At 70.6% G+C, this 26679-nt stretch carries 28 protein-coding genes; 14 read left to right on the plus strand and 14 right to left on the minus strand.

Features of this window, described 5'->3' with window-relative positions; genetic code table 11:
* Positions 1-105: 105 nt before the first annotated feature.
* The 5 genes from ACTOWY_RS26955 to ACTOWY_RS26975 all read right to left on the minus strand — a co-directional run bounded on the left by ACTOWY_RS26955 (position 106) and on the right by ACTOWY_RS26975 (position 5075).
* The gene (locus ACTOWY_RS26955; RefSeq protein ID WP_247755148.1) at positions 106-813 is read right to left on the minus strand and encodes a VTT domain-containing protein; all 708 of its coding nucleotides are present in this window, start codon (positions 811-813) and stop codon (positions 106-108) included.
* Between the two features lie 1024 nt (positions 814-1837).
* Positions 1838-2107 (minus strand): hypothetical protein, encoded by a 270-nt coding sequence (locus ACTOWY_RS26960; RefSeq protein WP_441312439.1) that lies wholly within the window; start codon positions 2105-2107, stop codon positions 1838-1840.
* A 36-nt stretch (positions 2108-2143) separates the two neighbouring features.
* Positions 2144-3283, minus strand: coding sequence for an N-acetylglucosamine-6-phosphate deacetylase (gene nagA, locus ACTOWY_RS26965; protein WP_441312440.1), 1140 nt, complete (start codon positions 3281-3283; stop codon positions 2144-2146).
* Positions 3283-4212 carry an ROK family protein gene (locus ACTOWY_RS26970; protein WP_441312441.1) on the minus strand — a complete coding sequence of 310 codons (930 nt, stop codon included), beginning with the start codon at positions 4210-4212 and terminating at the stop codon, positions 3283-3285. Before ACTOWY_RS26970 ends, nagA begins: the two co-directional genes overlap by 1 nt.
* A 239-nt stretch (positions 4213-4451) precedes the next feature.
* The gene (locus ACTOWY_RS26975) at positions 4452-5075 is read right to left on the minus strand and encodes an RNA polymerase sigma factor (RefSeq protein ID WP_441312442.1); all 624 of its coding nucleotides are present in this window, start codon (positions 5073-5075) and stop codon (positions 4452-4454) included.
* A gap of 149 nt (positions 5076-5224) precedes the next feature.
* Here ACTOWY_RS26975 and ACTOWY_RS26980 point away from each other — a divergent pair, with 149 nt between their 5' ends.
* Positions 5225-5509 (plus strand): YciI family protein, encoded by a 285-nt coding sequence (locus tag ACTOWY_RS26980; RefSeq protein ID WP_247755153.1) that lies wholly within the window; start codon positions 5225-5227, stop codon positions 5507-5509.
* Positions 5510-5558: 49 nt separating this feature from the next.
* On the opposite strand, the gene ACTOWY_RS26985 is transcribed toward ACTOWY_RS26980, so the two are convergent.
* Positions 5559-6494: an aldo/keto reductase gene (locus ACTOWY_RS26985; protein WP_441312443.1), complete on the minus strand. Its 936-nt coding sequence runs from the start codon at positions 6492-6494 to the stop codon at positions 5559-5561.
* Positions 6495-6606: 112 nt separating this feature from the next.
* Positions 6607-7188 carry a TetR/AcrR family transcriptional regulator gene (locus tag ACTOWY_RS26990; RefSeq protein WP_441312444.1) on the minus strand — a complete coding sequence of 194 codons (582 nt, stop codon included), beginning with the start codon at positions 7186-7188 and terminating at the stop codon, positions 6607-6609.
* A 92-nt stretch (positions 7189-7280) separates the two neighbouring features.
* On the opposite strand from ACTOWY_RS26990, the gene ACTOWY_RS26995 reads away from it, so the two are divergent.
* Positions 7281-7961: an alpha/beta fold hydrolase gene (locus ACTOWY_RS26995; RefSeq protein WP_441312445.1), complete on the plus strand. Its 681-nt coding sequence runs from the start codon at positions 7281-7283 to the stop codon at positions 7959-7961.
* Here ACTOWY_RS26995 and ACTOWY_RS27000 read toward each other — a convergent pair whose 3' ends face one another.
* Positions 7962-8345, minus strand: coding sequence for a hypothetical protein (locus ACTOWY_RS27000; RefSeq protein ID WP_185000883.1), 384 nt, complete (start codon positions 8343-8345; stop codon positions 7962-7964).
* 187 nt (positions 8346-8532) lie between these two features.
* Here ACTOWY_RS27000 and fbaA point away from each other — a divergent pair, with 187 nt between their 5' ends.
* Genes fbaA through ACTOWY_RS27020 form a run of 4 tightly spaced genes read left to right on the plus strand, consistent with a single transcriptional unit; the run spans position 8533 to position 11688 of the window.
* Positions 8533-9567 (plus strand): class II fructose-bisphosphate aldolase, encoded by a 1035-nt coding sequence (gene fbaA / locus ACTOWY_RS27005; protein WP_247755159.1) that lies wholly within the window; start codon positions 8533-8535, stop codon positions 9565-9567.
* 5 nt (positions 9568-9572) lie between these two features.
* Positions 9573-9992 (plus strand): DUF3151 domain-containing protein, encoded by a 420-nt coding sequence (locus ACTOWY_RS27010; protein ID WP_185000881.1) that lies wholly within the window; start codon positions 9573-9575, stop codon positions 9990-9992.
* Between the two features lie 21 nt (positions 9993-10013).
* The gene (locus ACTOWY_RS27015) at positions 10014-10610 is read left to right on the plus strand and encodes a hypothetical protein (protein WP_441312446.1); all 597 of its coding nucleotides are present in this window, start codon (positions 10014-10016) and stop codon (positions 10608-10610) included.
* Positions 10611-10614: 4 nt separating this feature from the next.
* Entirely contained in the window at positions 10615-11688 is a 1074-nt protein-coding gene (locus ACTOWY_RS27020; RefSeq protein ID WP_441312447.1) for an FUSC family protein, read from the plus strand.
* Positions 11689-11702: 14 nt separating this feature from the next.
* On the opposite strand, the gene ACTOWY_RS27025 is transcribed toward ACTOWY_RS27020, so the two are convergent.
* The 3 genes from ACTOWY_RS27025 to ACTOWY_RS27035 all read right to left on the minus strand — a co-directional run bounded on the left by ACTOWY_RS27025 (position 11703) and on the right by ACTOWY_RS27035 (position 13373).
* Entirely contained in the window at positions 11703-11954 is a 252-nt protein-coding gene (locus ACTOWY_RS27025; protein ID WP_441312448.1) for a hypothetical protein, read from the minus strand.
* Between the two features lie 98 nt (positions 11955-12052).
* Entirely contained in the window at positions 12053-12691 is a 639-nt protein-coding gene (locus ACTOWY_RS27030) for an HNH endonuclease family protein (RefSeq protein WP_441312449.1), read from the minus strand.
* Between the two features lie 115 nt (positions 12692-12806).
* Positions 12807-13373: a hypothetical protein gene (locus ACTOWY_RS27035; protein WP_247755165.1), complete on the minus strand. Its 567-nt coding sequence runs from the start codon at positions 13371-13373 to the stop codon at positions 12807-12809.
* Between the two features lie 183 nt (positions 13374-13556).
* Here ACTOWY_RS27035 and ACTOWY_RS27040 point away from each other — a divergent pair, with 183 nt between their 5' ends.
* The 5 genes from ACTOWY_RS27040 to ACTOWY_RS27060 all read left to right on the plus strand — a co-directional run bounded on the left by ACTOWY_RS27040 (position 13557) and on the right by ACTOWY_RS27060 (position 18638).
* Entirely contained in the window at positions 13557-14846 is a 1290-nt protein-coding gene (locus ACTOWY_RS27040; RefSeq protein ID WP_247755166.1) for an adenylosuccinate synthase, read from the plus strand.
* A gap of 242 nt (positions 14847-15088) precedes the next feature.
* Positions 15089-15868, plus strand: a complete 780-nt coding sequence (locus ACTOWY_RS27045) for an ABC transporter permease (protein WP_441312450.1) — start codon at positions 15089-15091, stop codon at positions 15866-15868.
* Positions 15838-16539: an ABC transporter ATP-binding protein gene (locus tag ACTOWY_RS27050; RefSeq protein WP_441312451.1), complete on the plus strand. Its 702-nt coding sequence runs from the start codon at positions 15838-15840 to the stop codon at positions 16537-16539. Before ACTOWY_RS27045 ends, ACTOWY_RS27050 begins: the two co-directional genes overlap by 31 nt.
* Complete coding sequence (locus tag ACTOWY_RS27055) at positions 16523-17524, plus strand: ABC transporter substrate-binding protein (protein WP_441312452.1); 1002 nt, start codon at positions 16523-16525, stop codon at positions 17522-17524. Before ACTOWY_RS27050 ends, ACTOWY_RS27055 begins: the two co-directional genes overlap by 17 nt.
* 10 nt (positions 17525-17534) lie before the next feature.
* On the plus strand, positions 17535-18638 hold the full coding sequence (locus ACTOWY_RS27060; RefSeq protein WP_441312453.1) for an LLM class flavin-dependent oxidoreductase: 1104 nt from the start codon (positions 17535-17537) through the stop codon (positions 18636-18638).
* Between the two features lie 67 nt (positions 18639-18705).
* Here ACTOWY_RS27060 and ACTOWY_RS27065 read toward each other — a convergent pair whose 3' ends face one another.
* The gene (locus ACTOWY_RS27065; protein ID WP_441312454.1) at positions 18706-19845 is read right to left on the minus strand and encodes a glycerophosphodiester phosphodiesterase; all 1140 of its coding nucleotides are present in this window, start codon (positions 19843-19845) and stop codon (positions 18706-18708) included.
* Between the two features lie 164 nt (positions 19846-20009).
* Between ACTOWY_RS27065 and ACTOWY_RS27070 the strand changes: the two genes are divergently transcribed.
* On the plus strand, positions 20010-21989 hold the full coding sequence (locus tag ACTOWY_RS27070) for a TRAP transporter permease (protein WP_441312455.1): 1980 nt from the start codon (positions 20010-20012) through the stop codon (positions 21987-21989).
* Between the two features lie 11 nt (positions 21990-22000).
* Complete coding sequence (locus tag ACTOWY_RS27075; protein WP_441312456.1) at positions 22001-22990, plus strand: TAXI family TRAP transporter solute-binding subunit; 990 nt, start codon at positions 22001-22003, stop codon at positions 22988-22990.
* On the opposite strand, the gene ACTOWY_RS27080 is transcribed toward ACTOWY_RS27075, so the two are convergent.
* A complete protein-coding gene (locus tag ACTOWY_RS27080) occupies positions 22987-23826 on the minus strand; it encodes a MaoC/PaaZ C-terminal domain-containing protein (protein ID WP_441312467.1) in 840 nt (279 codons plus the stop codon). The genes ACTOWY_RS27075 and ACTOWY_RS27080 overlap by 4 nt on opposite strands.
* Positions 23827-23836: 10 nt before the next feature.
* Complete coding sequence (locus ACTOWY_RS27085; RefSeq protein WP_441312457.1) at positions 23837-25183, minus strand: 3-oxoacyl-ACP reductase; 1347 nt, start codon at positions 25181-25183, stop codon at positions 23837-23839.
* Positions 25184-25270: 87 nt separating this feature from the next.
* Between ACTOWY_RS27085 and ACTOWY_RS27090 the strand changes: the two genes are divergently transcribed.
* The gene (locus ACTOWY_RS27090) at positions 25271-26551 is read left to right on the plus strand and encodes an acetyl-CoA C-acetyltransferase (protein ID WP_441312458.1); all 1281 of its coding nucleotides are present in this window, start codon (positions 25271-25273) and stop codon (positions 26549-26551) included.
* Positions 26552-26679: the final 128 nt, after the last annotated feature.

The following is a 26679-nucleotide window of genomic DNA, read 5'->3' on the forward strand; positions in this document are numbered from 1 at the left end:
AACAGAACAGTACTGTTTACTAATGTAGCCCAGTCACGAACTGCCGGGGAAGCACGAAAAAACACCCCGCGCCGGAACCCGGCACGGGGTGTTCGAAGAGTGGACTCAGATCTTGGGGATCACCTGGGTGTGCTGCTCACCGAGGTCCACCGGCCCCTGCTTGCGCTTCTTCCGCCGCTCCCGCACGAACTCGAAGATGATCGGCAGGATCGAGAGGAACACGATCAGGATCAGCGCGGCCTCGATGTTGTTCTTGATCAGCGGCACATCACCCAGCGCGGCCCCGAGGAAGGTCAACCCAGCGGCCCAGGCGATACCGCCGATGACCGAGTAGGTGAAGTACTTCTTCGCGTCCATCCGGCCGATCCCGGCCACCGCGGTGATGAAGGTCCGCACCACCGGCACGAACCGGGCCAGGATGATCGCCCGAGCCCCGTACCGCTCAAAGAACTCGTGCGTCTTCTCCAGATACTCCTGCTTGAAGATCTTGGAGTTGGGCCGGTTGAACAACGCGGGCCCGGCCTTCCAGCCAATCCAGTACCCCACGGCGTTGCCGAGGATGCCCGAGACCGTCAGCAACAAGGCGACAACCCAGACCGGCACACCAAAGGCGCCACTGGCGGCGAAGAACCCCGCGATGAACAGCAGCGAGTCACCGGGCAGGAAGAAGGCGAAGGCCCCGCACTCGGCGAACACGATCAGGCACAGACCGATCAGCGCGAAGTGCCCCATTTGCTGAATAAGGAAGACCGGATTCAGCCAGTCGATCCCAAAAAGAGCGAGCGGCACGGCCGCACCAGTAACGGTCGTCACCCCGCCCACGGTACAGGGACCCCCACCGCAACCCGCCCCGGACTACCACAACACCCCCGCCTCGCCCCGTCCCGCCACGCCGAAAACCTATCCCCACCAGCCCCAACCACCCGACAAACCGGACAATGTGACCATCCTCGCCCCACCCCAAATCCCCACCTGCGACACCGACTAACGCCAGTGGAAACCGGCCCCCGCCCAGGCCTCAACACCGCCGCGGCGTAGCCCCCGCACGCGGCAATAGGCGGAGCACCCGCCCGCCGGGACACCCGGCGCACCCCCGCCGGTGCCACAGCGCTCCGGTGCCACAGCGCCACAGCGCCGCACCGCTCCAGCGCCGCACCGCGTCCCGGCTGATCGCGACTCAAGCCGATCGCAGCCAGTCCGGTCGCCGCGCGAACCGCCATCGCCCCCGTGCCCCAGCACCTCATCGCCGCAGGACCTCGCCGCTGCGACATCTCGCGGCCCCGAGATCCTGCGGCCCCGCAAGGCCACCTGGCCCCTGAGCCCCCACCGCGTCTCAAGCCCTCGCGGGTCAGCAGGCCCCACCCACCTGCAACCCCGCCACGCCCACCAATCGCCCCCGTGTCACGCCCAGTGCGCCCAACGCCTCCCGGCTTCGCGCCGCCCCGCCCCCACCCCGACCTCAAAGCCACCCCGACCCGCCCAAAAGCGACCCCAGCCCGTCACACCCCGCAACCCGCCCCGCCACCCCGCGCGCGCCCGAGGGGGACCCCCACGACATCAACGCTACCGCCCCGCGCCGACAAAACGGCAGCTCAAAGCCCCCAAGATCCGCACTTATCCACAACACCCCAGTTATCCACAGCTCGCAGCTCCACCGCTTGCCGACAACCCAGAGTCACGACAACCTGGTCCCAGGCGCGCCCACCCAACCAGCCCGCACCCAGTCATCCGCACCCAACCGCCCACACCCAGCCAGCCGACACCCAACCAACCGGCAGCCACGCACCCGCCGCACCCACCGCCACTCAGCAGCGACAAACCCCAGAACCGGAGGTGATCACCACAGCGTCAGCACACCGATGACCGCGCCCGCGGCCAGACCAAGCAGCACGGCGAACAACAGCAGCACCCAGGCCGGCAGTGACGGCGGTGGCAGGCCGATGCCGCGGGCCGAGGTGAACCGGTCCGTCGGTCCGGTGTCGTTGCCCAGTGGGAGCACCGGCATCGGCGGGAACGGCGCTTCGGCCGGCGGCATGCTCGGGCTGCCCGCTGCCTGGGCGCGCAGGGCGTCAGCGAGCAGCTTCTCCGGATTGTCCGAGGCGGCCACGCCAACACCGTAGTGCGGTGTGCGGCTGATGCGCGCTCAGGACACCCACTCGCCGCGGTGCAGTACCCGGGTGGGACGGAGTCCGGCGTCCAGCACGACCAGGTCGGCGGCCAGGCCCGCGCTGATCGAGCCGGTCACCTTGGTCAGGCCGAGCAGGGCCGCCGGGCGGGTGGAGCAGGCGGTTGCCGCGTCGGTGACGCCGAGGCCGCACTCCAGGACCAGGTTGCGGAAGGCCGCGTCCATGGTCAGGGTGCTGCCTGCCAGCGAGCCGCCGCCTGCCAGCGTTGGCACGCCGTCGGTCACGGTGACCTCCAGGCCGCCGACGTCGTACACGCCGTCGCCGACCCCGGCGGCCGCGATGGCGTCGGTGATCAGGACGGTGCGCGCGAGACCGGCGTGCCGGGCGGCGAGCCGGATCGCGGTCGGGTGCAGGTGCACCAGGTCGCAGATCAGTTCCACGGTCACCCGCTCGTCGTCCAGCAGGGCGCCGATCGGGCCGGGCTCCCGGTGGTGCAGCGGGCGCATGCCGTTGAACAGGTGGGTGGCCACGCTGGCTCCGGCGTCCACCGCGGGGCGGACCTGGGCCTCGGTGCCGTCGGTGTGACCGATGGCGGCGATGACCTCCTGGTCGACGAGCTGGCGGACGGCTTCCACGCCGTTGTCCAGCTCGGGGGCCAGGGTCACCATGCGCACGGTGCCGCGGCCGGCGTCCAGCAGGGTCTGCACATCGGCCTTGGCCGGTGGGCGCAGGATCGCCGGGTCGTGCGCGCCGCAGCGGGCCGCGGACAGGAACGGGCCTTCCAGGTGCACGCCCGCGAGCAGGCCGTCCTGGGTCAGTTCGGCCAGCGCCGCGATCTGCCGGGACATGTCCGGGATGGACCCGGACACCAGGCTCCCGAGCATGGTGGTGGTGCCGTGCCGCCGATGGGCGGAGGCGGCCTTGAGCACCCGCTGCTGGTCGGGGTTGGAGAAGGATTCGCCGCCGCCGCCGTGACAGTGGATGTCCACGAACCCGGGGACCACCCACTGACCGGTGACGTCGACGACCTCCTCCGTCGTGCGCTGACCGTTGGCCGAGCCCGCGCCGACCTCGGTGATCAGTCCGCCCTCGACCCGAACCCAGCCGTCATCGAGCACACCGCCAGGAGTGACGACCTTGCCGCCGACGAGTTTCATCAACCCTCCAACAGGTCCATGGCCAGCAGCGCGGCTCCGAGGCAACCAGCCTCGTCACCCAGCGCCGCCAACCGCAGTTCGGGTCGGCGCTGGAACGAGACCAGCTCGTCCAGCCGGTCGCCAAGGGGGGCGAGCAGCAGCTCACCCGCCATGGCCAGGCCACCACCGAGGACCACGGCCTGCAACCCGAGCAGGGTGGTCAACAGGATCACGGCCTGGGCCAGTGCCTCGACCGCCTCCGCCCACACGGCGGCGGCGTCGGGATCGCCCGCGCGGACCGCGTTGGCGACCTCGATCGCGCCGCGCACGGGGCGGCCGGTGCGTTCGGTGTAGCGGCGGGCCACTGCCGCGGAGGAGGCGCGCAACTCCAGGCAGCCGTACTGGCCGCAGCCGCACAGCTCACCGGCGCCGAGGGAGAGGTGGCCGACCTCGCCCGCGTAGCCGCCGCCGGAGTGCAGTCGGCCGCCGAGCAGCAGGGCGGCGGCGATGCCGGTGCCGATGGGCATGACCACGGCGTCGGTGAAACCGCGCGCCGCGCCCAGTCGTGCCTCGGCCAGGCCGCCGGCGCGCACGTCATGGTCGAAGACCACCGGCAGGCCGAGGCGTTCGCGCAGGGCGGTGCGGAACGGGTAGTCGCGCCAGCCGAGGTTGGCTGAGAACACGCCCACCCCGGCCTCGGCGTCGACGATGCCCGGCACCACGACGCCGACCGCCTCGACCGGGTTGGCCGACTCGGCCGACCAGGTCTTGACCAGGTCGGCGATCAGGCTGACCAAGGCGTCCGCGGTCTCCGCGCCGGTGGCGCCCCGCGGCGTGGCCCGGCGCAGCCGGTCGACCAGCACGGGCGCGGCGGGGTCGCCCTCGACCAGGGCTGCCTTGATGTCGGTGCCGCCGACGTCAACGGCGACCACGGTTCGCGAGCTGGACACAGCTCGAATCCTGGGGCATGCGGCGACTCTGGTCTAGACCTCTGCGCGAACGACGCCCACGGGAATGCCACAAATTGCGCGTGAGAGCGATTCCAAGCGCGATTTCGCGTGCTCGGAGCCGCCGGGACCGCCGTGGCTGAGGCCGACAGTCCGAGCCCCGACCGGCCCGCGCGCCAGGTGGCCATGGCAGCGGGCAACGGGTCGTGGCCCACGGCACGTGCGGCGGCCGAGCGCGGGGCTCAGACCTTGAGGGCCTTCTGCAGTGCGTCCAGGGCGCGGCTGGCGGTGGACTTCACCGTGCCGCGGGAGATGCCGGTGGACTCGGCGATCTCCTGTTCGGACAGGCCGCCGTAGTACCGCAGCACCAGCACCTCGCGCTGGCGGGGCGGGAGCTGGCCGAGGGCGCTGACCACGGCCTGGTGTTCGGCGGTCAGCATGGCCAGGGACTCGGCCGAGCGGGCCGTGGTCAGGTGCGGTGGCTGGTACTCGCGGGCGGTCTTGCGGCGGCGGAGCACCGAGCGGCTGCCGTTGACCACGGCGGTCCGCAGGTAACCGACGGCCGCCGCGCCGTCGCGCAGGCCGCCCCAGTTGCGGTGCAGGCCGGTGAACGCCTCCTGCACGACGTCCTCGGCGGTGGCCGGATCGTCCACCAGCAGAATGGCCAGGCGGACCAGGCGCATGCGGTGCTGGCGGTACAGGTCTTCCAAGGTCAACGGCGCTTCGGGAGCCTGGACACCACCGGTTTGCGGTGTGTTGCCGTCCAGGGTCCGGAGATGGCTGAAGGTGCGCTCGACCGTCGCTTCGACGTTCGGCGCCTGATTTCCGGTGGCACGGCTGTCCCCGCGCGGCGCGTCCCAACCCACGCACAGAAGGTACCCGCGCTGGTCAAGGGCTGGCGATCTCGGTGCCTGGGATCACCTCACCGGGCCGGGCCCGGCGGCGGGGGCCGCGAGTAGCGTCGGCGTGTCGTCTCGCCGGCCGGCGGGGCTGGGTTTTGCCGAGGAGGGGCGCGATGGCGCGGTTCGTGGTGGAGTGGGTCTTCGGGACCAACCGGGACGAGCGGCTGGCAGTTCGGCCCGCGCACCGGGAGTGGGCCGCTGAGCAGGCCAAACAGGGTGTGCTGCTGGCTGGTGGGCCGTGGGCGAACGACACCGGCGCGCAGGTTGTGCTGGAGGCGGCGGACCGGGACGAGCTGGCCAAGATCCTGGACAGCGACCCCTACGCCTCGGCCGACGTGATCGCCGAGACCCGGATCCGGGAGTGGACCGTGGTCACCGGCGCGTGGATCACCGGCTGAGCGCACGCCCGCGTCCCGGCGGCCGGAACTGGCCGCCGGGACGCGCTGACTAGCGGGCGCCGGCCTCGGTGAGGCGCTGGATCTCGTCCTCGGCCAACTCCAGGGTGGCCGCGCCGAGCAGGTCGTCCAGCTGTTCGACGGTGCGGGCGCTGGCGATCGGGGCGACCACCGTCGGCTGGGCGCCCAGCCAGGCCAGCGCCACCGAGGCGACCGAGGTGCGTTGCGCGGCGGCCAGTTCGTCCAGGACGGCGAGCACCCGCAGGCCGCGATCGTCCAGGTAGGCGCCCGCGCCGGCGGCACGCGGGCTGTCCACCGTGACGCCGGGGCGGTACTTGCCGGTCAGGAAGCCCTTGGCCAGGCCCCAGTACGGCACCGCGGACAGGCCCTCGATGGCCACCAGCGCGGCGAGCTTGCCCTCGTAGCCCTCGCGCTCGACCAGGTTGTACTCGGGCTGGAGCGCGACGTAGCCGGCCAGGTTCTCCCGCTTGCTGATCTCCAGCGCCTCGGCCAGCCGGTCGGTGTCGTAGTTGGAGGCGGCCAGGTACCGGACCTTGCCCTGTTTGACCAGCTCGGTGAACGCGCCCAGCGTCTCGGCCAGCGGGACCGTGCTGTCGTCGACGTGCGCGTAGTACAGGTCGATGTGGTCGGTGCCCAGTCTGTGCAGGGACCCCTCCACGGCGACCTTGATGTTGGCCGCGGACAGCCCCTTGGCGGTGGGCAGCTGACCGACCTTGGTCGCGATCACCAGGTCGTCGCGGCGACCACGGCGGGCCAGCCAGCGGCCGATGACCGCCTCGGACTCCCCGCCGGAGTTGCCCTCGGCCCAGGCCGAGTACACATCCGCGGTGTCGATGAAGTTCCCGCCCGCCGCCGCGTAGGCGTCCAGCACCGCGAACGACTGCTGCTCGTCCGAGGTCCAGCCGAACACGTTGCCACCGAGGCAAAGCGGGTAGACGTCCAGGTCACTCGTGCCGATTCTTGCCACGACCTAAGCAAACACCCTGCTCGGCGGCGACATTCCGGGTATTCGCTTGGACTTTTCGATTTGACACTGCCGGGCTGACTACCGCGGTGCACCTGGTCGCTGGACGGGCCGGTCAGCCGGACCAGGCGAGCGCGGTGAGCACCAGGTCGACCGCCTGCGCCGCGAAGCCCGGGGGTGGCTGTTCCTGGCGGAGCAGGACGCGGGTCCACATCGCGCCGGCGAGCAGGTCCACCACGAGCTTGGGATCGGTGTCCGCGGGGATCTCGCCACGGCGCCTCGCCCGGTCGAAGATGACGAGTTCGCCTGCCAGGCGGTCGGCGAAGAAGTCGTGGGCCAGCCGGGACAGGACCGGGCGGCCGGCCGCGGACAGCGCCGCGGTGACCACGGACGCGCTCGGTTCGGTGGTCAGCAGGCGGAGCACGTGGCTGGTCAGGGCGAGCAGGTCGCCGCGCAGGGTGCCGGTGTCGGGGACCGGGAATTCCAGCAGGGCCGAGTTCAGCAGGGCGGCGCCGAGCAGTGCGTCCTTGTCCGACCACCAGCGGTAGATCGTGGTCTTGTGCACGCCGCCGCGCGCGGCCACGCCCTCCACGGTCAGACCGTCGTAGCCGTGTTCGGCCAGCAGTTCCAGGGTGGCGGTGAAGATCGCCTCCGCCTGGCGGGGGCCGTCGCCGGACCGGCGTGCCGCGTTCACCATGCGGGAAACACTACGCGACGTTGCGTTGCGTCGGGTGGTCGACGTAGCTTCGAATGCAACGCAACGTTGCGTTGCATTCGAGGGGAGTGGGCATGACACCGATCGTGCTGGTACACGGGATACGGGTCAGCGGGAGCATGTGGCGGGCTCAGCTGGCGTTGTCAGGGGGAACCGTGGTGCGGGCTCCTGACCTGCCGGGACACGGGACCCGGGCGGCCGAGCGGTTCACCGTGGCCGGGGCGGTCGAGGTGATCAGGGCGGCCATCGACGAGGTCGGCGGGCGGGCGGTGCTGGTCGGGCATTCGCTGGGTGGCTACCTGGCCATCGCGACCGCGGCCGAGCACCCGGACCGGGTGGCCGAACTGATCCCGGTGGGCTGCACGCTGCGACTGACCCCGGCCCTGACCCGGCCCTACCGGTTGGCGGCCGCGGCGCTGGCCGGACTGCCCGATGGCGGACTCGCGCTCACCACCCGGCTGGCGCGGCTGGTCCTCGGCGCCGGACCGGGCGCGGCCTTCACCGCGGGCGGGGTCTCGCACGCGGCGGTGCCCGCGGTGCTCGACGGGCTGCTGGGCCTGGATCCGCTCGCCGGCCTGCGGCGCTATCCGGGACCGGTGCGGCTGGTCAACGGCGCCCGGGACCACTTCCGGACCGATGAGCGGCTGTTCCTGGCCGCCTGCGGCAACGGCAGGCTGGACCTGATTCCCGGCGCCGGACATCTGCTGCCGCTGACCAGACCCCGCGAGCTGGCCGCGCTGATCACGCCGGGCTGATCACTCCGGTGGCCAGCGCTTGATGAACTCCAGCAGCGCCTTGCCCTCCGCGGTCAGCTCCTTGCCCTTGCCCTTGCAGTCGGGGCAGGCCGGGTGCGTGTTGGCGGTCTTGTGCGCGCGGGTGATCACGTTGTCGCCCTCGCGCAGCTCGATGTACTCCTGGAACGGGATCACCTCGGCGTCGGCGGCCTTGCTGGTGGCCAGCGCCTTCAGTTCCTCCCACTCCTCCTTGAGATCGGCCAGCTTCTGCGCCACCGGGGCCGAGCGGACGAACTGGGCGGCGCGACGGCGCAGGCGCAGTTCTTCCTGGCTCAGTTCTTCCGCTCCCGGTTCGGTGTTCTTCCCGGTGCCCGAGCACCTGGGGCAGGGCACGTCCCAGCTCATCTCCACCTCCGGCGCCGATGGCGGGGCACGAGGTCACCGCCGGTACCCGGAAGGCTACCGAGAGTTTGTCAAATTCAAGATCGACCCACCGGGGGAACTTCCGGCAGGCACCTCCGTGTGACGGAGGCCGCTGTGCCGCCTCGTAGGATGTGGGGCGCACAAGGGCGCCCATGAGGAGGACGGTTCGATGCCGATCGCAACCCCCGAGGTCTACGCGGAGATGCTCGACCGGGCCAAGGCGAACGAGTTCGCCTACCCGGCGATCAACGTGACCTCGTCGGAAACCCTCAACGCCGCGCTGCGGGGCTTCGCCGAAGCCGAGAGTGACGGGATCATCCAGGTTTCCACCGGTGGCGCCGAGTTCCTTTCCGGCACCAAGGTCAAGGACATGGTCACCGGCGCCTCGGCCCTGGCCGAGTTCGCGCACGTGGTGGCCGCGAAGTACCCGGTGAACATCGCGCTGCACACCGACCACTGCCCCAAGGACAAGCTGGACGGGTTCGTCCGGCCGCTGATCGCGATCTCCGAGGAGCGGGTGGCCAGGGGCGAGAACCCGCTGTTCCAGTCGCACATGTGGGACGGCTCGGCGGTGCCGATGGAGGAGAACCTGGTCATCGCCACCGAACTGCTGGACCGCGCGGCCAAGGCCAAGATCATTCTTGAGATCGAGGTCGGCGTGGTCGGCGGCGAGGAGGACGGCGTCGACAACGAGATCAACGACAAGCTCTACACCTCGCCAGAGGACTACCTGCAGACCGTGGAGGCCCTCGGCGTCGGCGAGCGGGGCCGCTACCTGCTGGCCGCGACCTTCGGCAACGTGCACGGCGTCTACAAGCCGGGCAACGTCAAGCTGCGGCCGGAGATCCTCAAGCAGGGCCAGGACGTGGTGTCGGAGAAGCTCGGCCTGCCTGCCGGGTCCAAGCCCTTCGACCTGGTCTTCCACGGCGGCTCCGGCTCGCTGCTGGAGGAGATCCACCAGGCGGTGACCTTCGGTGTGATCAAGATGAACATCGACACCGACACCCAGTACGCCTTCACCCGGCCGATCGCCGCGCACATGTTCAGCAACTACGACGGTGTGCTCAAGATCGACGGCGAGGTCGGCAACAAGAAGGTCTACGACCCGCGCAGCTACCTCAAGGCAGCTGAGCAGGGCATGGCCGCGCGCATCGCGCACGCCTGCGAGAACCTGAAGTCCGCCGGCCGCATGATCGCGGGCTGAGCGCGATGACCCAGTTCGGCAACCTCTTCGGCGGTCCGCCCGATACCCTGCTGCCGGAGCGGCCCGGTCCGCAGTCGGCATTGGACAGCGGCAAGGACCCCTCCGAGGTGGCGCGGGAGTTCCCGGACTTCAGCGCCGCCTGGGCCGCGCTGGCCGAGCGGGCGCTGGCCGCCGGTGACCCGGTCACCGGCTACGCCTACGCCCGCACCGGCTACCACCGCGGTCTCGACCAGCTCCGCCGTGCGGGCTGGAAGGGCCACGGCCCGGTGCCGTGGTCGCACGCGCCCAACCAGGGCTTCCTGCGGGCGCTGGCCGCGCTGGCCAGGTCCGCGGGCGAGATCGGCGAGACCGAGGAGCACGAGCGGTGCGCCACCTTCCTCGCCGACTCCGATCCGGCCGCGCCCGCCGCGACCGGTCTGGCCTGAGCTGATCTGACGGAGCGACCCGTGCCCGGCAACGACTACGCGTTCCACACCCGCTGGTCGGTGCCGGGCCAGGTGGCCGAGGTCGCCGACGTGCTCTTCGACCCGGAGGACCTGGTCCGCTGGTGGCCGTCGGTGTACATGGACGTCCGCCGCGCCGCCGAGGGCGACGAGCACGGCGTCGGCTCCGCCTTCGACCTCTACACCAAGGGCTGGCTGCCCTACACGCTGCGCTGGCGGATGCGGGTGGTCAGCCACGACCAGGGCACCACCTCGACCTTCACCGCCGAGGGCGACCTCAGCGGCGAGGGCGTGTGGCGGCTGAGCCAGGACGGCGACCGGGTCGAGGTCGACTTCGACTGGCGGGTGCGCGCGGACAAACCGTTGTTACGCCTGGGCTCCTCGGTGTTCAAACCGGTGTTCTCGGCCAATCACAACTGGGCCATGGCCAAGGGCCTGCGCAGCCTGGAACTCGAACTGGCCCGCCGGGCCGCGGCCAGCCCGGCCGAGCGGGAGGCCGTGCCGCCCCCGCCGGGCCGGTCCGCGAGCACCCCGCTGCTGGCCGGACTCGCCGCCGCCGCACTCCTGGCGTTCGCGGTCCGCCGCAGGAGGCAGACTTAGCCGCGTGCACCGGGTACGCGAGGAGCTGAGCCGACGACTGCTGCGGTTGCGGCGCACCGCGTTGCCGATCCTGCACAGCGCGATCAGCGCCGGGATCGCCTGGCTGATCGCGGCGGATCTCATCGGGCACGCCCGCCCGTTCTTCGCCCCGATCGCCGCGGTGATCTGTCTCGGCGTCTCCCTCGGCCAGCGGCTGCGGCGGGTGGCCGAGCTGGTGGCCGGGGTGAGCATCGGCATCGGCGTCGGCGACCTGCTGATCCTGCAGATCGGGTCCGGCACCTGGCAGATCATGCTGGTGGTGGCGCTGGCGCTGATCACGGCGGTGCTGCTGGACAGCGGCACCGTGATCGCCATGCAGGCCGGATCCTCGGCGGTGCTGGTGGCCACCTTGCTGCCACCGGGTGATTCCGGCGGTCTGGACCGGATGGTCGACGCGCTGATCGGCGGCCTGGTCGCGCTCGCGGTGGCCGCCCTGCTGCCTGCCAACCCGCTGACCGTGGCGCACCGCCAGGGCAAGGTGCTGCTCGGTGAGCTGGCCGCCGCGTTGCGCGCGGTGGCCGAGGCGGTGACCGGGCGGGACCCTGGCCAGGCGGCCGCGGCGCTGAGCCGGGCGCGCAAGACCACCAAGGCGTTCGAGGACTTCCGCACCGCGCTGGACACCGGCGCGGAGATCGCCCGGATCGCGCCGATCCGCTGGCGCCGCCGGGCCGACCTGGACAACTACCTGGCCGCCGCGGTCCCGCTGGACCACGCCATGCGCAACACCAGGGTGCTCATCCGGCGCGCGCTGGCCGCGTTGCGGGACGGCGAACCCGCGCCTGCCGAGCTGCCCGCGGTGCTGACCAAGCTCGCCGACGCGGTGGACCTGCTGCGCGCCGAGCTGGCCGCCGGTGACGAGCCCCTCGCGGCCCGCCAGCTGGCCCTGGAGGCGGCGAAGGAGGCCAGCGTGGCCCTGATCGGCGAAGGCGGGTTCTCGGTGCGTGTGGTGGTCGCTCAGCTGCGTTCGCTGGCGGTGGACCTGCTCCAGGCCACCGGGGTCAGCCGGGACGACGCGATCGCCGCGCTGCCGCCACTCTGAGATCAGCCGCCGCTTTAACCGATCGGGCGATTCAACACCGCCGCCAGCGTGCGGTGCAGCGGCTCGTGGTCCTTGGCGTCGTGCAGGTGGGTGCTGCCACCGGTGAGCTTGTACCACTCCTCGGCGCCCTCGTAGGTGACCAGCGTTGTCACCTCGCCCGCCGGATCGCAGCGGGTCAGCAGCTCGAGATCACCGGTGATCACGCCGACGTCGTCGGTCATCACGCCACCGGGCCCGGCCTTGAACAGGGTCCGCAGTTCTTCCACGACACACCCTCCCTGGGTCGCTCCTCGCGGCAACGTAGCGCCAACCGCGGCACCCGGCCATCCGCGAGGAGCGGGGTACCCAGGGGATCCAGGGTGAATCAGCAGCTGCTGAGCATGCCGCTCAGCGCGCCCTTCTCCGCCGAGGTCACGGTCAGGCCCCAGGCGTGCTTGGCGCCGGTCCACATCCGGGCGTAGGTGCAGTGATAGGAGCCCAGCGGCGGCTTCCACAGGTCGGGGGTCTTGTCCCCCTTGGCCTGGTTGACGTTGTCGGTGACCGCGATGAGCTGGGAGTTGGTCAGGTCGTTGGCGAAGCGCTGGCGCTTGTCCGTGGTCCAGTTCGCCGCGCCTGCACGCCAGGCCGCGGCCAGCGGCACGATGTGGTCGATGTCCACGTCACTGGCCGCGGTCCAGGTCGCGCCGTCGTACGGGCTGTGCCAGGAGCCCGAGGTGGCCGCGCAGCTCGCGTTGACCTGCACGTTGCGGCCGTCCCGCTTGAGCACGGTCTCCCGGGTGTTGCAGGCGCCGGAGATGGTGATCCAGTGCGGGAACTTCTCCCGCGAGTAGCCGGTCATCGAACCGGCAGGGGCCACGGTCAGGCCGTTGAGCTGGGTTCGGGCGGTGCTCGCGCTGGGGATGTTCGGCGGTTCCGCGCTGGCAGGGGCGGACAGACCGAGCGAGATAGCCGCGGTGATCAGCAGGGTGGTGAGCAGGGCCCTGATGGGGCGTGCGCCGTTCACTCCAACCTCCAGGTGGTGGGGGTGATCACGTCTACGACATGACCGTCACCCACTGGAGTGACTTGCGCAACACGAAGAGGTGACAGCGGGGTGGCTCCCCGCTGTCCACCGGATGTCAGCCCGCGCGGACCAGCCGCAGGTCAGCGGTATGGCGGTACCAGGTCCACTTCTCCATCAGGCGGGCATGGGGGACGCCATCCCGGAGCACCGTGGCGGGCTCGCAGGCCAGCTGCAGCGCGCGACCGGGCTGCACGATCGTGCGTCGCCCGAACAGGCCCCGCCGGCGCACCCGCACCAGCAGGCCCTCGCCGCCGGCCGGGTCTGGGCCCACCGCCAGCCGGGTGGCCGCGCCCTTGAGCACGTGCACGTCGTCGCAGTAGGCCGAGCCCTTCACCGGACTGATCTCGCCGTGCCCGAGCAGCACCCCGCCCACGTCGTCGCGCAGCAGTGGCACGCCCACCGGACCAGCGCCCAGCGCGACCCGCCAGGCCGCGCCCAACTCGGTCGGCAGACCCCACAATCGGGCGATCCGGCTACCCGGATCGGTCGGCAGGTAGCCCAGCGTGACCTCGCCGAGCCGGTCCTGGCGCAGCACCCGCAGCACCACCGCGGCGAGATCCGCGTCACTCCCGCGCACCAGCAGCCGAGCGCCGTCCAACTCGGCCAGCAACGGATCTACCACGTCTTTTGCCGGTAAAGCCGGTCCCGACCGCAATGAGATACCCTCACGTTCGGTCAACGTTTGCAACTCTGCGTCGACGTCATCGTTTCCGCAGGACAGGGCTAGTACACGCACGTTCCGCTCCTGGTTTAACCTCAACCACCGGCATCAGCCTGTCAGAAGCCGGACCTCGGGGAGTTTCCAATGCCTGCCATCGTCCTGATCGGCGCCCAGTGGGGCGATGAAGGCAAGGGCAAGGCCACCGACCTGCTCGGTGAGCGCGTCCAATGGGTCGTCCGATACCAGGGCGGCAACAACGCGGGTCACACCGTGGTGCTGCCCGACGGCCAGGACTTCGCCCTGCACCTCATCCCCTCGGGCATCCTCACCCCAGGCGTCACCAACGTCATCGGCAACGGTGTCGTGGTCGACCCTGGTGTGCTGCTGGAGGAGCTGTCCGGGCTGGAGGACCGCAAGGTCGACACCTCCGGCCTGCTGATCTCCGCGGACGCGCACCTGATCATGCCGTACCACGTGGCCATCGACCGGGTGACCGAGCGCTACCTGGGCAAGGCCAAGATCGGCACCACCGGCCGCGGCATCGGCCCGGCCTACCAGGACAAGCTGGCCCGCGTCGGCGTCCGGGTGCAGGACCTGCTGGATGAGAAGATCCTGCGGCAGAAGGTCGAGGCCGCGCTGGACTTCAAGAACCAGGTGCTGGTCAAGGTCTACAACCGGCGCGGCCTGGACGCGAACCAGGTGGTGGACAGCGTGCTGGAGCACGGCGCCAAGTTCGCTCACCGCATCGCCGACACCCGCCTGCTGCTCAACCAGGCCCTGGAACGCGGCGAGACGGTGCTGCTGGAGGGCTCGCAGGGCACCCTGCTCGACGTCGACCACGGCACCTACCCGTTCGTCACCTCCTCGAATCCGACCTCCGGCGGCGCCGCGGTCGGCTCGGGCATCGGCCCCACCCGGATCACTACGGTGATCGGCATCCTCAAGGCCTACACCACCCGCGTGGGCTCCGGTCCGTTCCCGACCGAGCTGCACGACGAGATGGGTGAGCGGCTGCGCAAGACCGGCGGCGAGTTCGGTGTGACCACCGGCCGTTCCCGGCGCACCGGCTGGTTCGACGCGGTGATCGCCCGCTACGCCGCCAGGGTCAACGGCATCACCGACTACTTCCTGACCAAGCTGGACGTGCTCTCCGGGCACGACACCATCCCGGTCTGCGTGGCCTACGAGGTCGACGGCCAGCGGGTGGACGAGATGCCGATGACCCAGACCGACGTGCACCACGCCAAGCCGGTCTACGAGGAGCTGCCAGGCTGGTTCGAGGACATCAGCCACTGCCGCACCTTCGAGGAGCTGCCTGCCAACGCACGGTCCTATGTGGAGCGTCTGGAGGAACTCTCCGGCGCCCGCATGTCGGCCATCGGCGTCGGCCCCGGCCGCGACCAGACCATCGTGCGGCACGAGATGACCCCCTGAGCAAACAATCCCGGACACTGGGAGCCTGACCGCCCGCCGTTGACATGATCACGGCTGGGCGGTCAGGCTCTTTTTCATGACCCAGCGCACGGAGCTTGTTGCGCGGCTGCAGCACGTCGATCTGCGACGGCACGCCAGCGCCCTCTGTTGTCGCTGAGCTTTTCCCTCCCGCACTGACTTCTGACGGCCTTCGCCGTCCGCCCTCGCCTGCCCTTGTTCTCCCCGCGTCCGGGAGCCCCTTCATGTCTCTGTCCACTGTGGACAAAACACGGCCACGCCGTTGGCTGAGCCCGGTGGCGATCGTGCTGCTGTGGCAACTGGCCAGCACGACCGGTCTGCTGCCACCGGACAAACTCGCCGCCCCGCTGACCGTGCTGAGTTCCGCGGTCGAACTCGTGGTCAGCGGCGAGCTGCTGACCGCCTTCGCCGTGTCCCTGCAACGGGTTGTGCTCGGCTTCGCCATCGGGTTGTGCGCCGGACTGGGCCTCGGCCTGCTCGCCGGGCTGTCCCGGTGGGGGGACGCACTGCTGGACCCGCCGGTGCAGATGCTGCGCACGCTGCCCTTCCTCGGGCTGATCCCGTTGCTGATCCTGTGGTTCGGCATCGGCGAGGCGCCCAAGATCGCGCTGGTCGCGCTCGGCGTGACCTTCCCGATCTACCTCAACACGCACGCCGGGATCCGCGGCGTGGACCAGCGGCTGATCGAGGCCACCACGGTGCTCGGCTACACCCGCTGGGAGCGGATCCAGCACGTGGTGCTGCCCTCGGCGCTGCCGCAGACCATGGTCGGGCTGCGCCAGGGGCTGAGCGTGGCCTGGCTGTCACTGGTGATCGGCGAGCAGGTCAACGCCGAGGCCGGCCTCGGCTACCTGATCAACAACGCCAGGGAGTTCCTGCGCACCGACGTGATCGTGGTGGGGCTGCTGGTCTACGCGTTGCTCGGCCTGGGCACCGACGCGCTGGTGCGGGAACTGGAGAGGAGGGCACTGGCATGGCGGCACAGCGTGACCACGGTGCACTGACCGTTCGCGGACTGCGGAAGGTCTTCGGCGAGCGGGTGGTGCTGGACGACCTCGACCTGGACATCGCGCCGGGGGAGTTCGTGGGACTGCTGGGGCGCAGCGGTTCCGGCAAGTCCACCCTGCTGCGGGTGCTGGCCGGGCTGGACACCGGCTACACCGGCGAGGCGGGCGTGCCAGGCACGGTGTCGGTGGCCTTCCAGGAACCGCGGCTGCTGCCCTGGCGCAAGGTCGGGCAGAACGTCTCCCTCGGATTGCGCCGTCCGGACGCGGCCGCGGTGGCCGCCAAGGCACTGGCCGAGGTCGGGCTCACCGGACACGCCGACGCGTGGCCGCTGACCCTCTCCGGCGGTGAGGCGCAACGGGTTTCGCTGGCCCGCGCACTGGTCCGGGAGCCGGAGCTGCTGTTGCTGGACGAGCCCTTCGGCGCGCTGGACGCGCTGACCCGGCTGGCCATGCACCGCCTGGTGCGGGAGTTGTGGCTGGCGCACCGGCCCTCGGTGCTGCTGGTCACCCACGACATCGACGAGGCACTGCGCCTGGCCGACCGGATCCTGGTGCTCGCCGACGGGCGGATCATCGCCGAGCACCGGACCGAGGGCGCCGACCTCGCACACCTGCGCGAGCTGGTGCTCGCCGACCTGGGAGTGATCGATCATGAACTGGCGCGATGACTGGCTGACCCTGTTGCGGGACAAGCGAACCCGGCTGGCCGGGGTGCTCGTCTCGGCCCTGCTGCTCTCGGGGTGCGCGCCGGGCGCGGCCGAACCCGGCGAGCTGGTGCTCAAGGTCGGCGACCAAAAGGGCAACTCGCAGTCGCTGCTGAGTTCGGCCGGGCTGCTCAAGGACCTGCCGTACAAGATCGAGTGGTCCACCTTCACCAGCGGTCCGCCGCTACTGGAGGCGGCCTCGGCCAGTGCCATCGACCTCGGCGGGGTCGGCAACACCCCACCGATCTTCGCCGCCGCGGCCAACGCGAAGATCACCGTGGTGGCCGCGGCCCAGGGCGATGCCAGCAGCGACGCCATCCTGGTGCCGGACGGCTCCCCGCTGACCGACGCGGGCTCGTTGCGCGGCAAGCAGATCGCGGTGGCCAAGGGCAGTTCCGCGCACGGCTCGCTGCTGCTCGTGCTGCAGCGCGCCGGACTTCGGCTCAGCGACGTCAAACCGGTGTTCCTGGCCCCGGCCGAGGCCTACGCGGCCTTCACCCAGAAGCGGGTGGATGCCTGGGCGGTCTGGGATCCCTACACCTCCCAGGCGCTGCTGGAGGCCAAGGCGCGAGTGCTGGTGGACGGCGCGGGCGTGGCCAACGGCTACAGCTTCCAGGTGGCCAGCCGGGCCGCGCTCACCGACAGCCGCAAGACCGGCGCGATCAAGGACTACCTGTCCCGGCTGGCCAAGGCACAGCGCTGGTCGGACGCGCACCGCCCGGAACGCGCGAAGACCTGGGCCGAGGAGACCGGGCTGTCACTGCCGGTGGCCAGCGCCGCGGTGGCCCGAGGGGTCGACCTGTACGTGCCGCTGGACGCCGGGGTGATCCAGTCCGAGCAGGAGCTGGCGGATGCCTTCACCGCGGCGAAGGTGTTGCCAGGCAAGGTGAACTTCGCCGAGTTCGTGGACACCCGGTTCGACGCCGACATCCAGACCGCGCTGAAGTGAGGGGACCGGAATGAGCGTCACACTGCACTGGTTCCTGCCCACCGCGGGCGACGGCCGCACCGTGCTGGACCGCTTCCACAACGCCACCGACAGCGGCACACCGGCGCACCGGCCGCCCGATATCGACTACCTGGCCCAGATCGCGCACGCCGCGGAGAAGCTCGGCTTCACCGGTGTGCTCACCCCGACCGGCACCTGGTGCGAGGACGCCTGGCTGACCACGGCCGCGCTGATCCGGGAGACCCGCAGGCTCAAGTTCCTGGTCGCCTTCCGGCCCGGCGTGCTGTCCCCGACGCTGGCCGCGCAGCTGGCCGCGACCTACCAGCGCATCTCCGGCGGGCGGTTGCTGCTCAACGTGGTCACCGGCGGGGACACCGTGGAACAGCGCCGGTTCGGCGACTGGCTGGGCCACGACGAGCGCTACGCCCGCACGGATGAGTTCCTGGCCCTGGTGCGCGCGATCTGGGACGGCAAGCCGGTGGATCACGAGGGTGCCTATTACCGCACCGAGGGCGCGACCCTGCTGGCCCCGCCGGACCCGCTGCCGACGGTCTACTTCGGCGGGTCCTCCGAGGCCGCGCTGCCGGTGGCGGCCAGACGCGCCGACGTCTACCTGACCTGGGGCGAGCCTCCGGCCGCGGTGGCCGAGAAGATCGGCCGGGTGCGCGAACTCGCCGCGGCGCAGGGCCGTGAGCTGCGGTTCGGCATCCGGTTGCACACCATCACCCGGGACTCCGCCAAGGACGCCTGGGCCGAGGCCCGGCGGCTGCTCGACGCACTCGACCCGGCGGCGGTGGCCAAGGCGCAGCAACACCTTTCCGCCAGTCAGTCGGTCGGGCAGCAGCGGATGGTGGCCCTGCACAACGGAAACCGGGACGGCCTGGAGATCGCGCCGAACCTGTGGGCCGGGATCGGCCTGGTCCGCGGCGGCGCGGGCACCGCGCTGGTGGGCAGCCACCGCGAGGTCGCCGACCGGATCGAGGAGTACCACGCGCTGGGCGTGTCCGAGTTCATCCTGTCCGGCTACCCGCATCTGGAGGAGGCCTACTGGTTCGGCGAAGGGGTCCGCTCCGAACTCGCCGCCCGTGGCCTGCTCGCCCAAGAGTGGGACTGAGCCGGGGGTGAGAAAAAGGCAGCGGCGCCGCTCGGCCTGGTGAACCGAGCGGCGCCGCTGTCGTCGGTCAGCGCTTGAACGTGCTGCGCGCCTCGATCGCGGTGTCCGGGTTGTCGGCGAACACGCCGTCCACCCCGGCCTTGAAGTACGCCTCGTACTCGGCGAAAGCGTTGCCGTGCACCGAGGGCGCCCCCGGCAGCCGCATGTTCGGCGGCAGGAAGTTGTTCTCGCTGCGGAAGGTGTACGGGTGCACCTTCAGCCCGGCCTTGTGCGCCTCCGGCACCAGCTGGGTCGGCGTGGTCAGGTTCCCGTCCGCACCGCGCGGGATCACCATCTCCTTGTACGGCCCGATGCCCGCGGCGTACCCGGAGATCTCCTTGAGGCCCTTGGGGGTCACCAGATCGGCGTAGGTGCGCTTGTCCCCGGACGCGATGAAGTCATACGGCGCGCCTTCGGAGTCCAGCAGCTGGATCAGCGGCACCCGCAGCTCACGGCTGAGTGCCTTGAGATTGCCCACCTCGAAGGACTGCACGAACACCTTGGCGGAGCGGTGGTTCAGCCCGTTCTTGGTCAGCGTGCGCACCAGCGCGGGCTCCAGCGGGAGCTTGATCGTGCGGAAGTAGGTGGGGTGCTTGGTCTCCGGGTAGACCCCGATGTCCCGCCGCAGCTCAAGGGACAGCCGGGCGCGCAGGTCCAGCACCTCCTGGAAGGTGGGCACCTGGAACCGGCCGTCGTAGATCACGTTGTTCGGCCGGAACTGCGGGATGCGCTCCTTGGCCCGCAGCGTCTTCAGCTCGGCCAGGGTGAAGTCCTCGGTGAACCAGCCGGTCAGGCTGGTGCCGTCGATCACCTTGGTCGCCTTGCGCGCGGCGAACTCCGGGCGCGCGGCCACGTCGGTGGTGCCGCTGATCTCGTTCTCGTGCCGGGCCACCAGCACGCCGTCCTTGGTCGAGACCAGGTCCGGCTCGATGTAGTCCGCGCCCATCCGAGCGGCCAGCTCGTAGGAGGCCAGGGTGTGCTCCGGGCGGTAGCCCGAAGCCCCGCGGTGGCCCACCACCAGCAACTTCTCCGGCTTCTTGCCGAATGACAGGTCGATGTTCACCTCCAGGGCGGTGGCAGGGGCGGCTGCCAGGGTGCTGCTGCCCAGCACGGCGAGCGCCATGGCGGCGACGCCGGCGAGCCGGAGTGCCCGTAACGGATGAGACATCGTGCTGACCTCCTCGTTCAGTAAGGGCCACCTTCACCCGGGATGGCGTCGTGCCGGCCACCGTAGGGCCAACCCCGGTGAACCGCGTGGTGAACGCCAGGTATTTCAGCCCGCGGCAACTTGTGTCTTCAATTGTGACCTCCGGCACAGGTAGCGTCCCGGGGGTGACCGCGGTCGATGAGCTGGTGGCCGAACAGGACGAGGAACGCCCGTCCCGGCGGCTGAGCAGGCGGTGGGACCTCGGTATCGCGGTGGCGACGTTCGCGATCGCGCTCCTGGTGCTGCGCCAGGTGTTCTTCCCGTTCAGCGCGGGCAGCCAGTTCTACCTGATCGTCTTCCTCGGGCTGACCCTGCCGCTGGTCTTCCTGGTCTACCGCCCCGCGCTGAAACGACGAACCGGCGCGGACGATCCGCATCCGATTGACTGGGTGCTGGCCGCGTTGTCCCTGGCCACCGGGCTCTACCCGGTGGTCACCGGCTTCAACGGCTTCCTGGACCGGCAGGGCTCACTGTCCACGATGGACGTCATCGCGGGCGCGGTGCTGCTGGTGCTGATCCTGGAGGCCACCCGGCGCACCACCGGCCTGGTGCTGCCCGCGGTCTGCCTGCTCTTCCTCGCGCACGCCTACTACGGCGGGTTCCTGCCGCCGGGCTGGCTGATCGCGCACTCCGGCATCGACTTCGAGCAGATCGTCAACGCCCTCTACAACGACGCCAGCGGCTTCTACGGCACCCCGCTGGACGTGGCCGCCACCTACATCGTGCTGTTCACCATCTACGGCGCGATGCTGGACGTCTCCGGCGCGGGCAAGTTCTTCGTCGACATCAGCTTCGCCAGCTTCAAGAACTCGCCCACCGCGCCCGGCCGCACCACCGCGCTGTCGGGCTTCCTGCTCGGCACCGTCTCCGGTTCGGGCACCGCGACCACGGTCAGCCTGGGCGCGGTCACCTGGCCGATCCTGCGCAAGGCCGGCTATCCCAAGGAGAACGCGGGCGGGCTGCTGGCCGCCTCCGGGATCGGCGCGATCCTGTCCCCGCCCACGCTGGGCGCGGCCGCGTTCATCATCGCCGAATACCTGCGGGTGCCCTACCTGGACGTGCTGCTGTGGGCCTGTCTGCCCACGGTGCTCTACTACCTGGGCATCGTGCTCGCGGTGGAGGCCGACGCCCGCCGTTTCGGCGCCAAGGCGGTCGAGGTGGACACGCCCAGCCCGTGGCGGCTGCTGCTCACCGGCGGCTACCACTTCGCCTCGCTGGGCATCATCGTGCTGTTCCTGGCCCTGGGCATCCCGGCCTTCTCCGCGGTGGTCTACGCCACCGGACTGGCCGCGCTGTTCGCGCTCATCCAGCGGGTTCTGTCCACACAGGACGGTTGGCCGCGGAGCTGGGCGCTGGACATGTTCACCGCGCTGTCCACCGGGGTGCGCAGCGCGCTGCCGGTGATCGCGGTCTGCGCGGCGGCCGGGGTGATCACCTCCACCATCACCAAGACCGGCCTGGGTCAAGAACTCTCCTCCGGACTTGTCTCAGCAGCCCGGTTCCTCACTGACAACTCCACTCTGGTGCTGCTGCTGACCGTGCTGTTCGCCGCGATCGCGGTCAGCATCCTCGGCCTGGCGGTGCCGGTGACCGCCTCGTTCATCATCGCCTGGGTGGTGCTCGGCCCGGCCCTGGCCGAACTCGGCGTCTCCGACCCGGCGCGGGCGATGTTCCTGTTCTACTACGCGGTGCTCTCCGAGGTGACCCCGCCGACCGCGCTGGCCTCGGTGGCCGCGGCCGCGATCACCGGCGGCTCGGTCATGCGCACCATGTGGCAGACCTGGAAGTACACCCTGCCCGCCTTCCTGGTGCCGATCGCCTTCGTGCTCACCGAATCCGGCACCGCGTTGCTGTTGCAGCGGTCCTGGGTCGAGGTGCTGTGGGTGTTCGGGGTGTCCGTGCTCGGTGTGGCCGCACTGGCGATCAGCACCGGCGGCTGGTTGTTCGGCCCGGCACGCTGGCCGGAGCGCGCGCTGTGCGTGCTGGCCGCGCTGCTCCTGCTCTACCTGCAGCCGTGGACGATCACCGCAGGCCTCGCGGTGTTCGCGGCGGCGGTGGTGCTGCATGTCGTGACGCGCAAACGCGAACCTGTGGGGACAACATGAGGGAAGCACCGATGCGATTAACCAGAGTTCTCGTCGCCGTCGCCGCACTGAGCCTGCTCGCCGCGGGCTGTGGCGGCAAACAACGGGACACCCCGGCGACCAACGCCGGCGCCGCGCCGTGCGAGGCCAGTGAAGGCCGGGTCACCCTGGCCACCGGCAACGCGGGCGGCGTGTACTACGTGCTCGGCGGCGGCCTGGCCCAGGTGATCAGCGGCAACAGCAAGCTCAAGGCCACCGCCGCGGAGACCGGCGCCTCGGTGCAGAACATCCAGCAACTCGTCGCCGGCGACTACGACATCGCCTTCTCCCTGGCCGACACCGCCGCGGACGCGGTGGCCGGGCGGGACTCCTTCAACGGCAAGCCGCAGAAGGTGCAGGCGCTGACCCGGATCCACCTCAACTACGTGCACGTGCTGGTGCGCGCCGACTCAGGCATCAACTCGATCACCGACATGCGCGGCAAGCGGATCTCCACCGGTTCGCCGCGCTCGGGCACCGAGGTGATCGCCAACCGGCTGCTGCAGGCGGCCGGGCTGAATCCGGACAGCGATGTGCAGGCCCAGCGGCTGGACCTGACCAAGACCGTGGACGGCATGAAGGACGGCACCATCGACGGCCTGGTCTGGGTCGGCGGCCTGCCCACCGCGCAGATCACCGACCTCACCACCACGTTGAAGGACCGGGCCAGATTCGTCGACGTGACCGGGTTGCTGGGCAAGCTCAAGCAGATCAACCCGGTCTACGACCAGGCCAAGATCCCGGCGGCCACCTACCGCACCCCGGCCGAGGTGCCCACCGTGGTGATCCCGAACGTGCTGCTGGTGCGCGAGGACTTCCCGGCGGGCAACGCCTGCGCGATCACCAAGCTGATCTATGACAAGAAGGACGACCTGGCCAAGGTGCACCCGGCGGCCAAGGACATCGACGTGCACAAGGCGACCGTGATCGACCCGATCCCGATGCACCCCGGCGCGTCGAAGGCCCTGGAATCCTTGCGTTAACTGATGGTTCCGGCCAGATGCGGGCGGCCGTCCTTGGCCGCCCGCAGGTCGAACGCCCAGCCCGCGCCGATGTGTTCGGTGCGGAAGGCGACCTTGCCGGGCAACAGGATCGGCAGCTTGAAGCTCACCTCGGCGGTGTAGGCATCGGGCAGCCGTCCCTCGAACGCGGCCAGGCAGCGGGCCTTGCTCCACATGCCGTGCGCGATGTGCCGGGGGAAGCCGAACAGCCTGGCGCTCAACGGGTACAGGTGGATCGGGTTGCTGTCACCGGAGACCTTGGCGTAGCGCCGCCCGATGTCGGCGGGCACCCGCCACAACGCCGCGGGCTCGGCCAGTTCCGGCGTCTCCGGCCGGGATTCCTTGCCGCCACTGGACTTCTCCCGCCGCAGGTAGGTGCTGACCTCCCGCCAGACCACCTCCTCGCCCACCGACGCCTCGCTGACCACCTCGAACTGACGGCCCCGGTCGTGCGCACCCAGGTTCTGCGCCCACACCCGCAGATCCAGCGGCTCCCCGGCCCGCACCGGGCGCAGCTGGTGGATCCGGTTGCCGATGTGCACCAGCCCGACCAGCGGGAACGGGAACCCGGGCGCGGTCATCAGCTTGACCGCCATCGGGAAGGCGAGGATGTGCGGATAGGTCACCGGCAGCGTGTCGGTGAGCCCGAACCCGCACACCCGGCTGTACTGGGCCAGCTGCGTCCGGTCCACCTGCACCGCGCGGCGCAGGTACCCGGTGCCCGGTAATTCCTTGCCACCGCGGGTGAATCCGGTCAGCACGGCCTTGGGATAGAGCAGCCCGAGTCCGGGCGCGCGGTCCAGTTCCTGAACCTCCACTGTGGACATCTCAGGCTCCGAGCAGGCTCTGGCCGCAGACCCGCACCACGTTCCCGGTCGCCCCGCCCGCACCAGGGCCGGCGAACCACGCGATGGTCTCGGCGACGTCGATCGGCAGCCCGCCCTGGGCCAGGCTGTTCATCCGGCGGCCCGCTTCCCTGGTGAACAACGGGATCGCGGAGGTCAGCCGGGTCTCGATGAACCCGGGCGCGACCGCGTTGACCGTGATGCCGCGCTCGCGCAGCGCCGGGGCCAGCGCCTGCACCACGCCGATCACCCCCGCCTTGGAGGTGGAGTAGTTGGTCTGGCCGAAGTTGCCCGCGACCCCGCTGATCGAGGACAGCCCGATCAGCCGCCCGCCGTCGTGGATCACGTTGTCTCGCAACAGCACCTCGTTGATCCGCTCCTGTGCGGAGAGGTTGACGTCGATGGCGGAGTCCCAGCGCGCGTCGTCCATCCGGCCCAGCGTCTTGTCCCTGGTGATGCCCGCGTTGTGCACCACGATGTCCACCCCGCCGTGCCGTTCGCTCAGGTGCGCGGCCAGCGTCGCGGGGGCCTCCGCGCTGGTGATGTCGAGCTGGACGGTGGTGCCATTGACCCGGTTGGCCACCTTGGACAGGTCCTCGCCCGCGGCCGGGATGTCCAGGCACACCACGTGCGCGCCGTCCCTGGCCAGCACCTCGGCGATGGCCTCGCCGATCCCGCGCGCGGCCCCGGTGACCAGCGCGACCTTGCCGGCCAGGGGCTTGTCCCAGTCCGCGGGCTCGACCACCGGCGCGGTCCCGATCCGGACCACCTGCCCGGAGACGTAGGCGGAGCGGGCGGAGAGGAAGAACCGCAGCGTGGCGGCCAGATTGCCCTCGGCGCCGGGGGCCACGTAGACCAGCTGCGCGGTCCCGCCACGCTGGACCTCCTTGCCCACCGCGCGGGTGAAGCCCTCCAGCGCGCGCTGCGCCACCGACTGCCGCGGCGAGTCGACCAGCTCGGGGGGAGTACCCAGCACGATCACCCGGCCATTGCCGCCGAGTTGGCGGATCACCGGGTGGAAGAACCGGTACAGCTCACGCAGGTCCTCGCTGCGCTCGATGCCGGTGGCGTCGAAGACCAGCGCGCCGTAGCGCTGCTCCGGATCGGCCTCGGCCGCACTGGTCAGCACGGTGGCCTCGACCGCCTTGAGCAGATCCAGCACCGCCTCACCGAGCCGCCCCTTCGGTGCCGAGCCGAACAGCACCGGAGCCTCGACCACCGGCTGGCCCGGCTGGTACCGGCGCAGCTTGGCGGGATTGGGCAGGCCGAGCCGTTTGACCAGCGTGCGGCCCACCGCGGAGCGCGCCAGCTTCTGGTACCGATCGGTCATGTGACACTCCCTACTCGCCAGTAAGACTACTCGTCAGTAGGTTATCCTCGCTAGGCTAGCAGCCAGAGATCCCGGCGAGGAGGCGCGATGTCCGCGAGCACGCGACGAGTGGCGGTCCTGGGTGGCAACCGGATCCCCTTCGCCCGTTCCAACGGCCCCTACGCCAGGGCATCCAACCAGGACATGCTCACCGCCGCGCTGGACGGTCTGGTCAGCCGGTTCGGCCTGCAGGGCGAGCGGCTGGGCGAGGTGGTCGCGGGCGCGGTGCTCAAGCACAGCCGGGACTTCAACCTGACCAGGGAGACCGTGCTGGGCAGCAGGCTCGCCCCGGAAACCCCCGCCTACGACGTGCAACAGGCCTGCGGCACCGGCCTGGAGGCGGTTATCCTGGTGGCCAACAAGATCGCGCTCGGGCAGATCGAGGTCGGCGTGGCCGGTGGCGTGGACACCACCAGCGACGCCCCGATCGGCGTCAACGAGGACTTCCGCCAGGTGCTGCTCGACCTCAACCGCGCCAAGAGCCTCGGCAAGCGGCTGCGCCTGCTGACCAGGCTGCGCCCGACGCACATCGTCCCGGACATCCCGCGCAACGGCGAACCCCGCACCGGCCTGTCCATGGGCGACCACGCGGCGATCACCGCCAAGGAGTGGGAGATCAGCCGCGAGGCACAGGACGAGCTGACCGTGGCCAGTCACCAGAACCTGGCCCGCGCCTACGACGCCGGTTTCTTCGACGACCTGCTCACCCCGTTCCAGGGCCTGGAACGCGACCAGAACCTGCGCGCCGACTCCAGCCTGGAGAAGCTGGCCAAACTCAAGCCGGTCTTCGGCAAGGGCGAGGACGCCACCATGACCGCGGCCAACTCCACCCCGCTCTCCGACGGCGCCAGCACGGTGCTGCTGGCCAGTGCGGAGTGGGCGGCCGCGCACCGGCTGACCCCGCTGGCCTACCTCACCCAGTGCGAGACCGCCGCGGTCGACTTCGTGCACGGCGGCGAGGGCCTGCTGATGGCCCCGGCCTACGCGGTCCCCCGGATGCTCGCCCGCGCCGGCCTCGCCCTGCAGGACTTCGACTACTACGAGATCCACGAGGCATTCGCCTCCCAGGTCCTGGCCACCCTCAAAGCCTGGACCGACCCCGCCTTCTGCAAGGAGAAGCTCGGCCTGGACGCCCCGCTCGGCGAGATCGACCGGACCAGACTCAACGTCAACGGCTCCTCACTGGCCGCGGGCCACCCCTTCGCCGCCACCGGCGGCCGGATCGTGGCCACCCTGGCCAAACTGCTGGCACGCAAGGGATCCGGCCGCGGCCTGATCTCCATCTGCGCCGCAGGCGGCCAGGGCGTCACCGCGATCCTGGAGCGTTAGTCCCAATGCCGCGTAGTTAGGGTTTGGGGTCTGTTGTCAAGCCTGCTGCTGTCAGCACGATCACGGTGATCTCTGCTCGATGGTTGGTGCGGTCGATGTCGCCTTTCGCGCGGTGTTTGGAGATCGCT

This window comes from Crossiella sp. CA198 (assembly GCF_052078295.1).
GTDB lineage: Bacteria > Actinomycetota > Actinomycetes > Mycobacteriales > Pseudonocardiaceae > Crossiella.

Coding starts and splice junctions, on each gene's coding strand:
- fbaA (WP_247755159.1), top strand. CDS start 8,533: ATGCCGATCGCAACCCCCGAGGTCTACGCGGAGATGCTCGACCGGGCC.
- ACTOWY_RS26995 (WP_441312445.1), top strand. CDS start 7,281: ATGACACCGATCGTGCTGGTACACGGGATACGGGTCAGCGGGAGCATG.
- ACTOWY_RS27075 (WP_441312456.1), top strand. CDS start 22,001: ATGCGATTAACCAGAGTTCTCGTCGCCGTCGCCGCACTGAGCCTGCTC.
- ACTOWY_RS27085 (WP_441312457.1), bottom strand. CDS start 25,183: ATGACCGATCGGTACCAGAAGCTGGCGCGCTCCGCGGTGGGCCGCACG.
- nagA (WP_441312440.1), bottom strand. CDS start 3,283: ATGAAACTCGTCGGCGGCAAGGTCGTCACTCCTGGCGGTGTGCTCGAT.
- ACTOWY_RS26990 (WP_441312444.1), bottom strand. CDS start 7,188: ATGGTGAACGCGGCACGCCGGTCCGGCGACGGCCCCCGCCAGGCGGAG.
- ACTOWY_RS27050 (WP_441312451.1), top strand. CDS start 15,838: ATGGCGGCACAGCGTGACCACGGTGCACTGACCGTTCGCGGACTGCGG.
- ACTOWY_RS27045 (WP_441312450.1), top strand. CDS start 15,089: ATGTCTCTGTCCACTGTGGACAAAACACGGCCACGCCGTTGGCTGAGC.
- ACTOWY_RS27010 (WP_185000881.1), top strand. CDS start 9,573: ATGACCCAGTTCGGCAACCTCTTCGGCGGTCCGCCCGATACCCTGCTG.
- ACTOWY_RS27055 (WP_441312452.1), top strand. CDS start 16,523: ATGAACTGGCGCGATGACTGGCTGACCCTGTTGCGGGACAAGCGAACC.
- ACTOWY_RS27040 (WP_247755166.1), top strand. CDS start 13,557: ATGCCTGCCATCGTCCTGATCGGCGCCCAGTGGGGCGATGAAGGCAAG.
- ACTOWY_RS26980 (WP_247755153.1), top strand. CDS start 5,225: ATGGCGCGGTTCGTGGTGGAGTGGGTCTTCGGGACCAACCGGGACGAG.
- ACTOWY_RS27060 (WP_441312453.1), top strand. CDS start 17,535: ATGAGCGTCACACTGCACTGGTTCCTGCCCACCGCGGGCGACGGCCGC.
- ACTOWY_RS27000 (WP_185000883.1), bottom strand. CDS start 8,345: ATGAGCTGGGACGTGCCCTGCCCCAGGTGCTCGGGCACCGGGAAGAAC.
- ACTOWY_RS27065 (WP_441312454.1), bottom strand. CDS start 19,845: ATGTCTCATCCGTTACGGGCACTCCGGCTCGCCGGCGTCGCCGCCATG.
- ACTOWY_RS27090 (WP_441312458.1), top strand. CDS start 25,271: ATGTCCGCGAGCACGCGACGAGTGGCGGTCCTGGGTGGCAACCGGATC.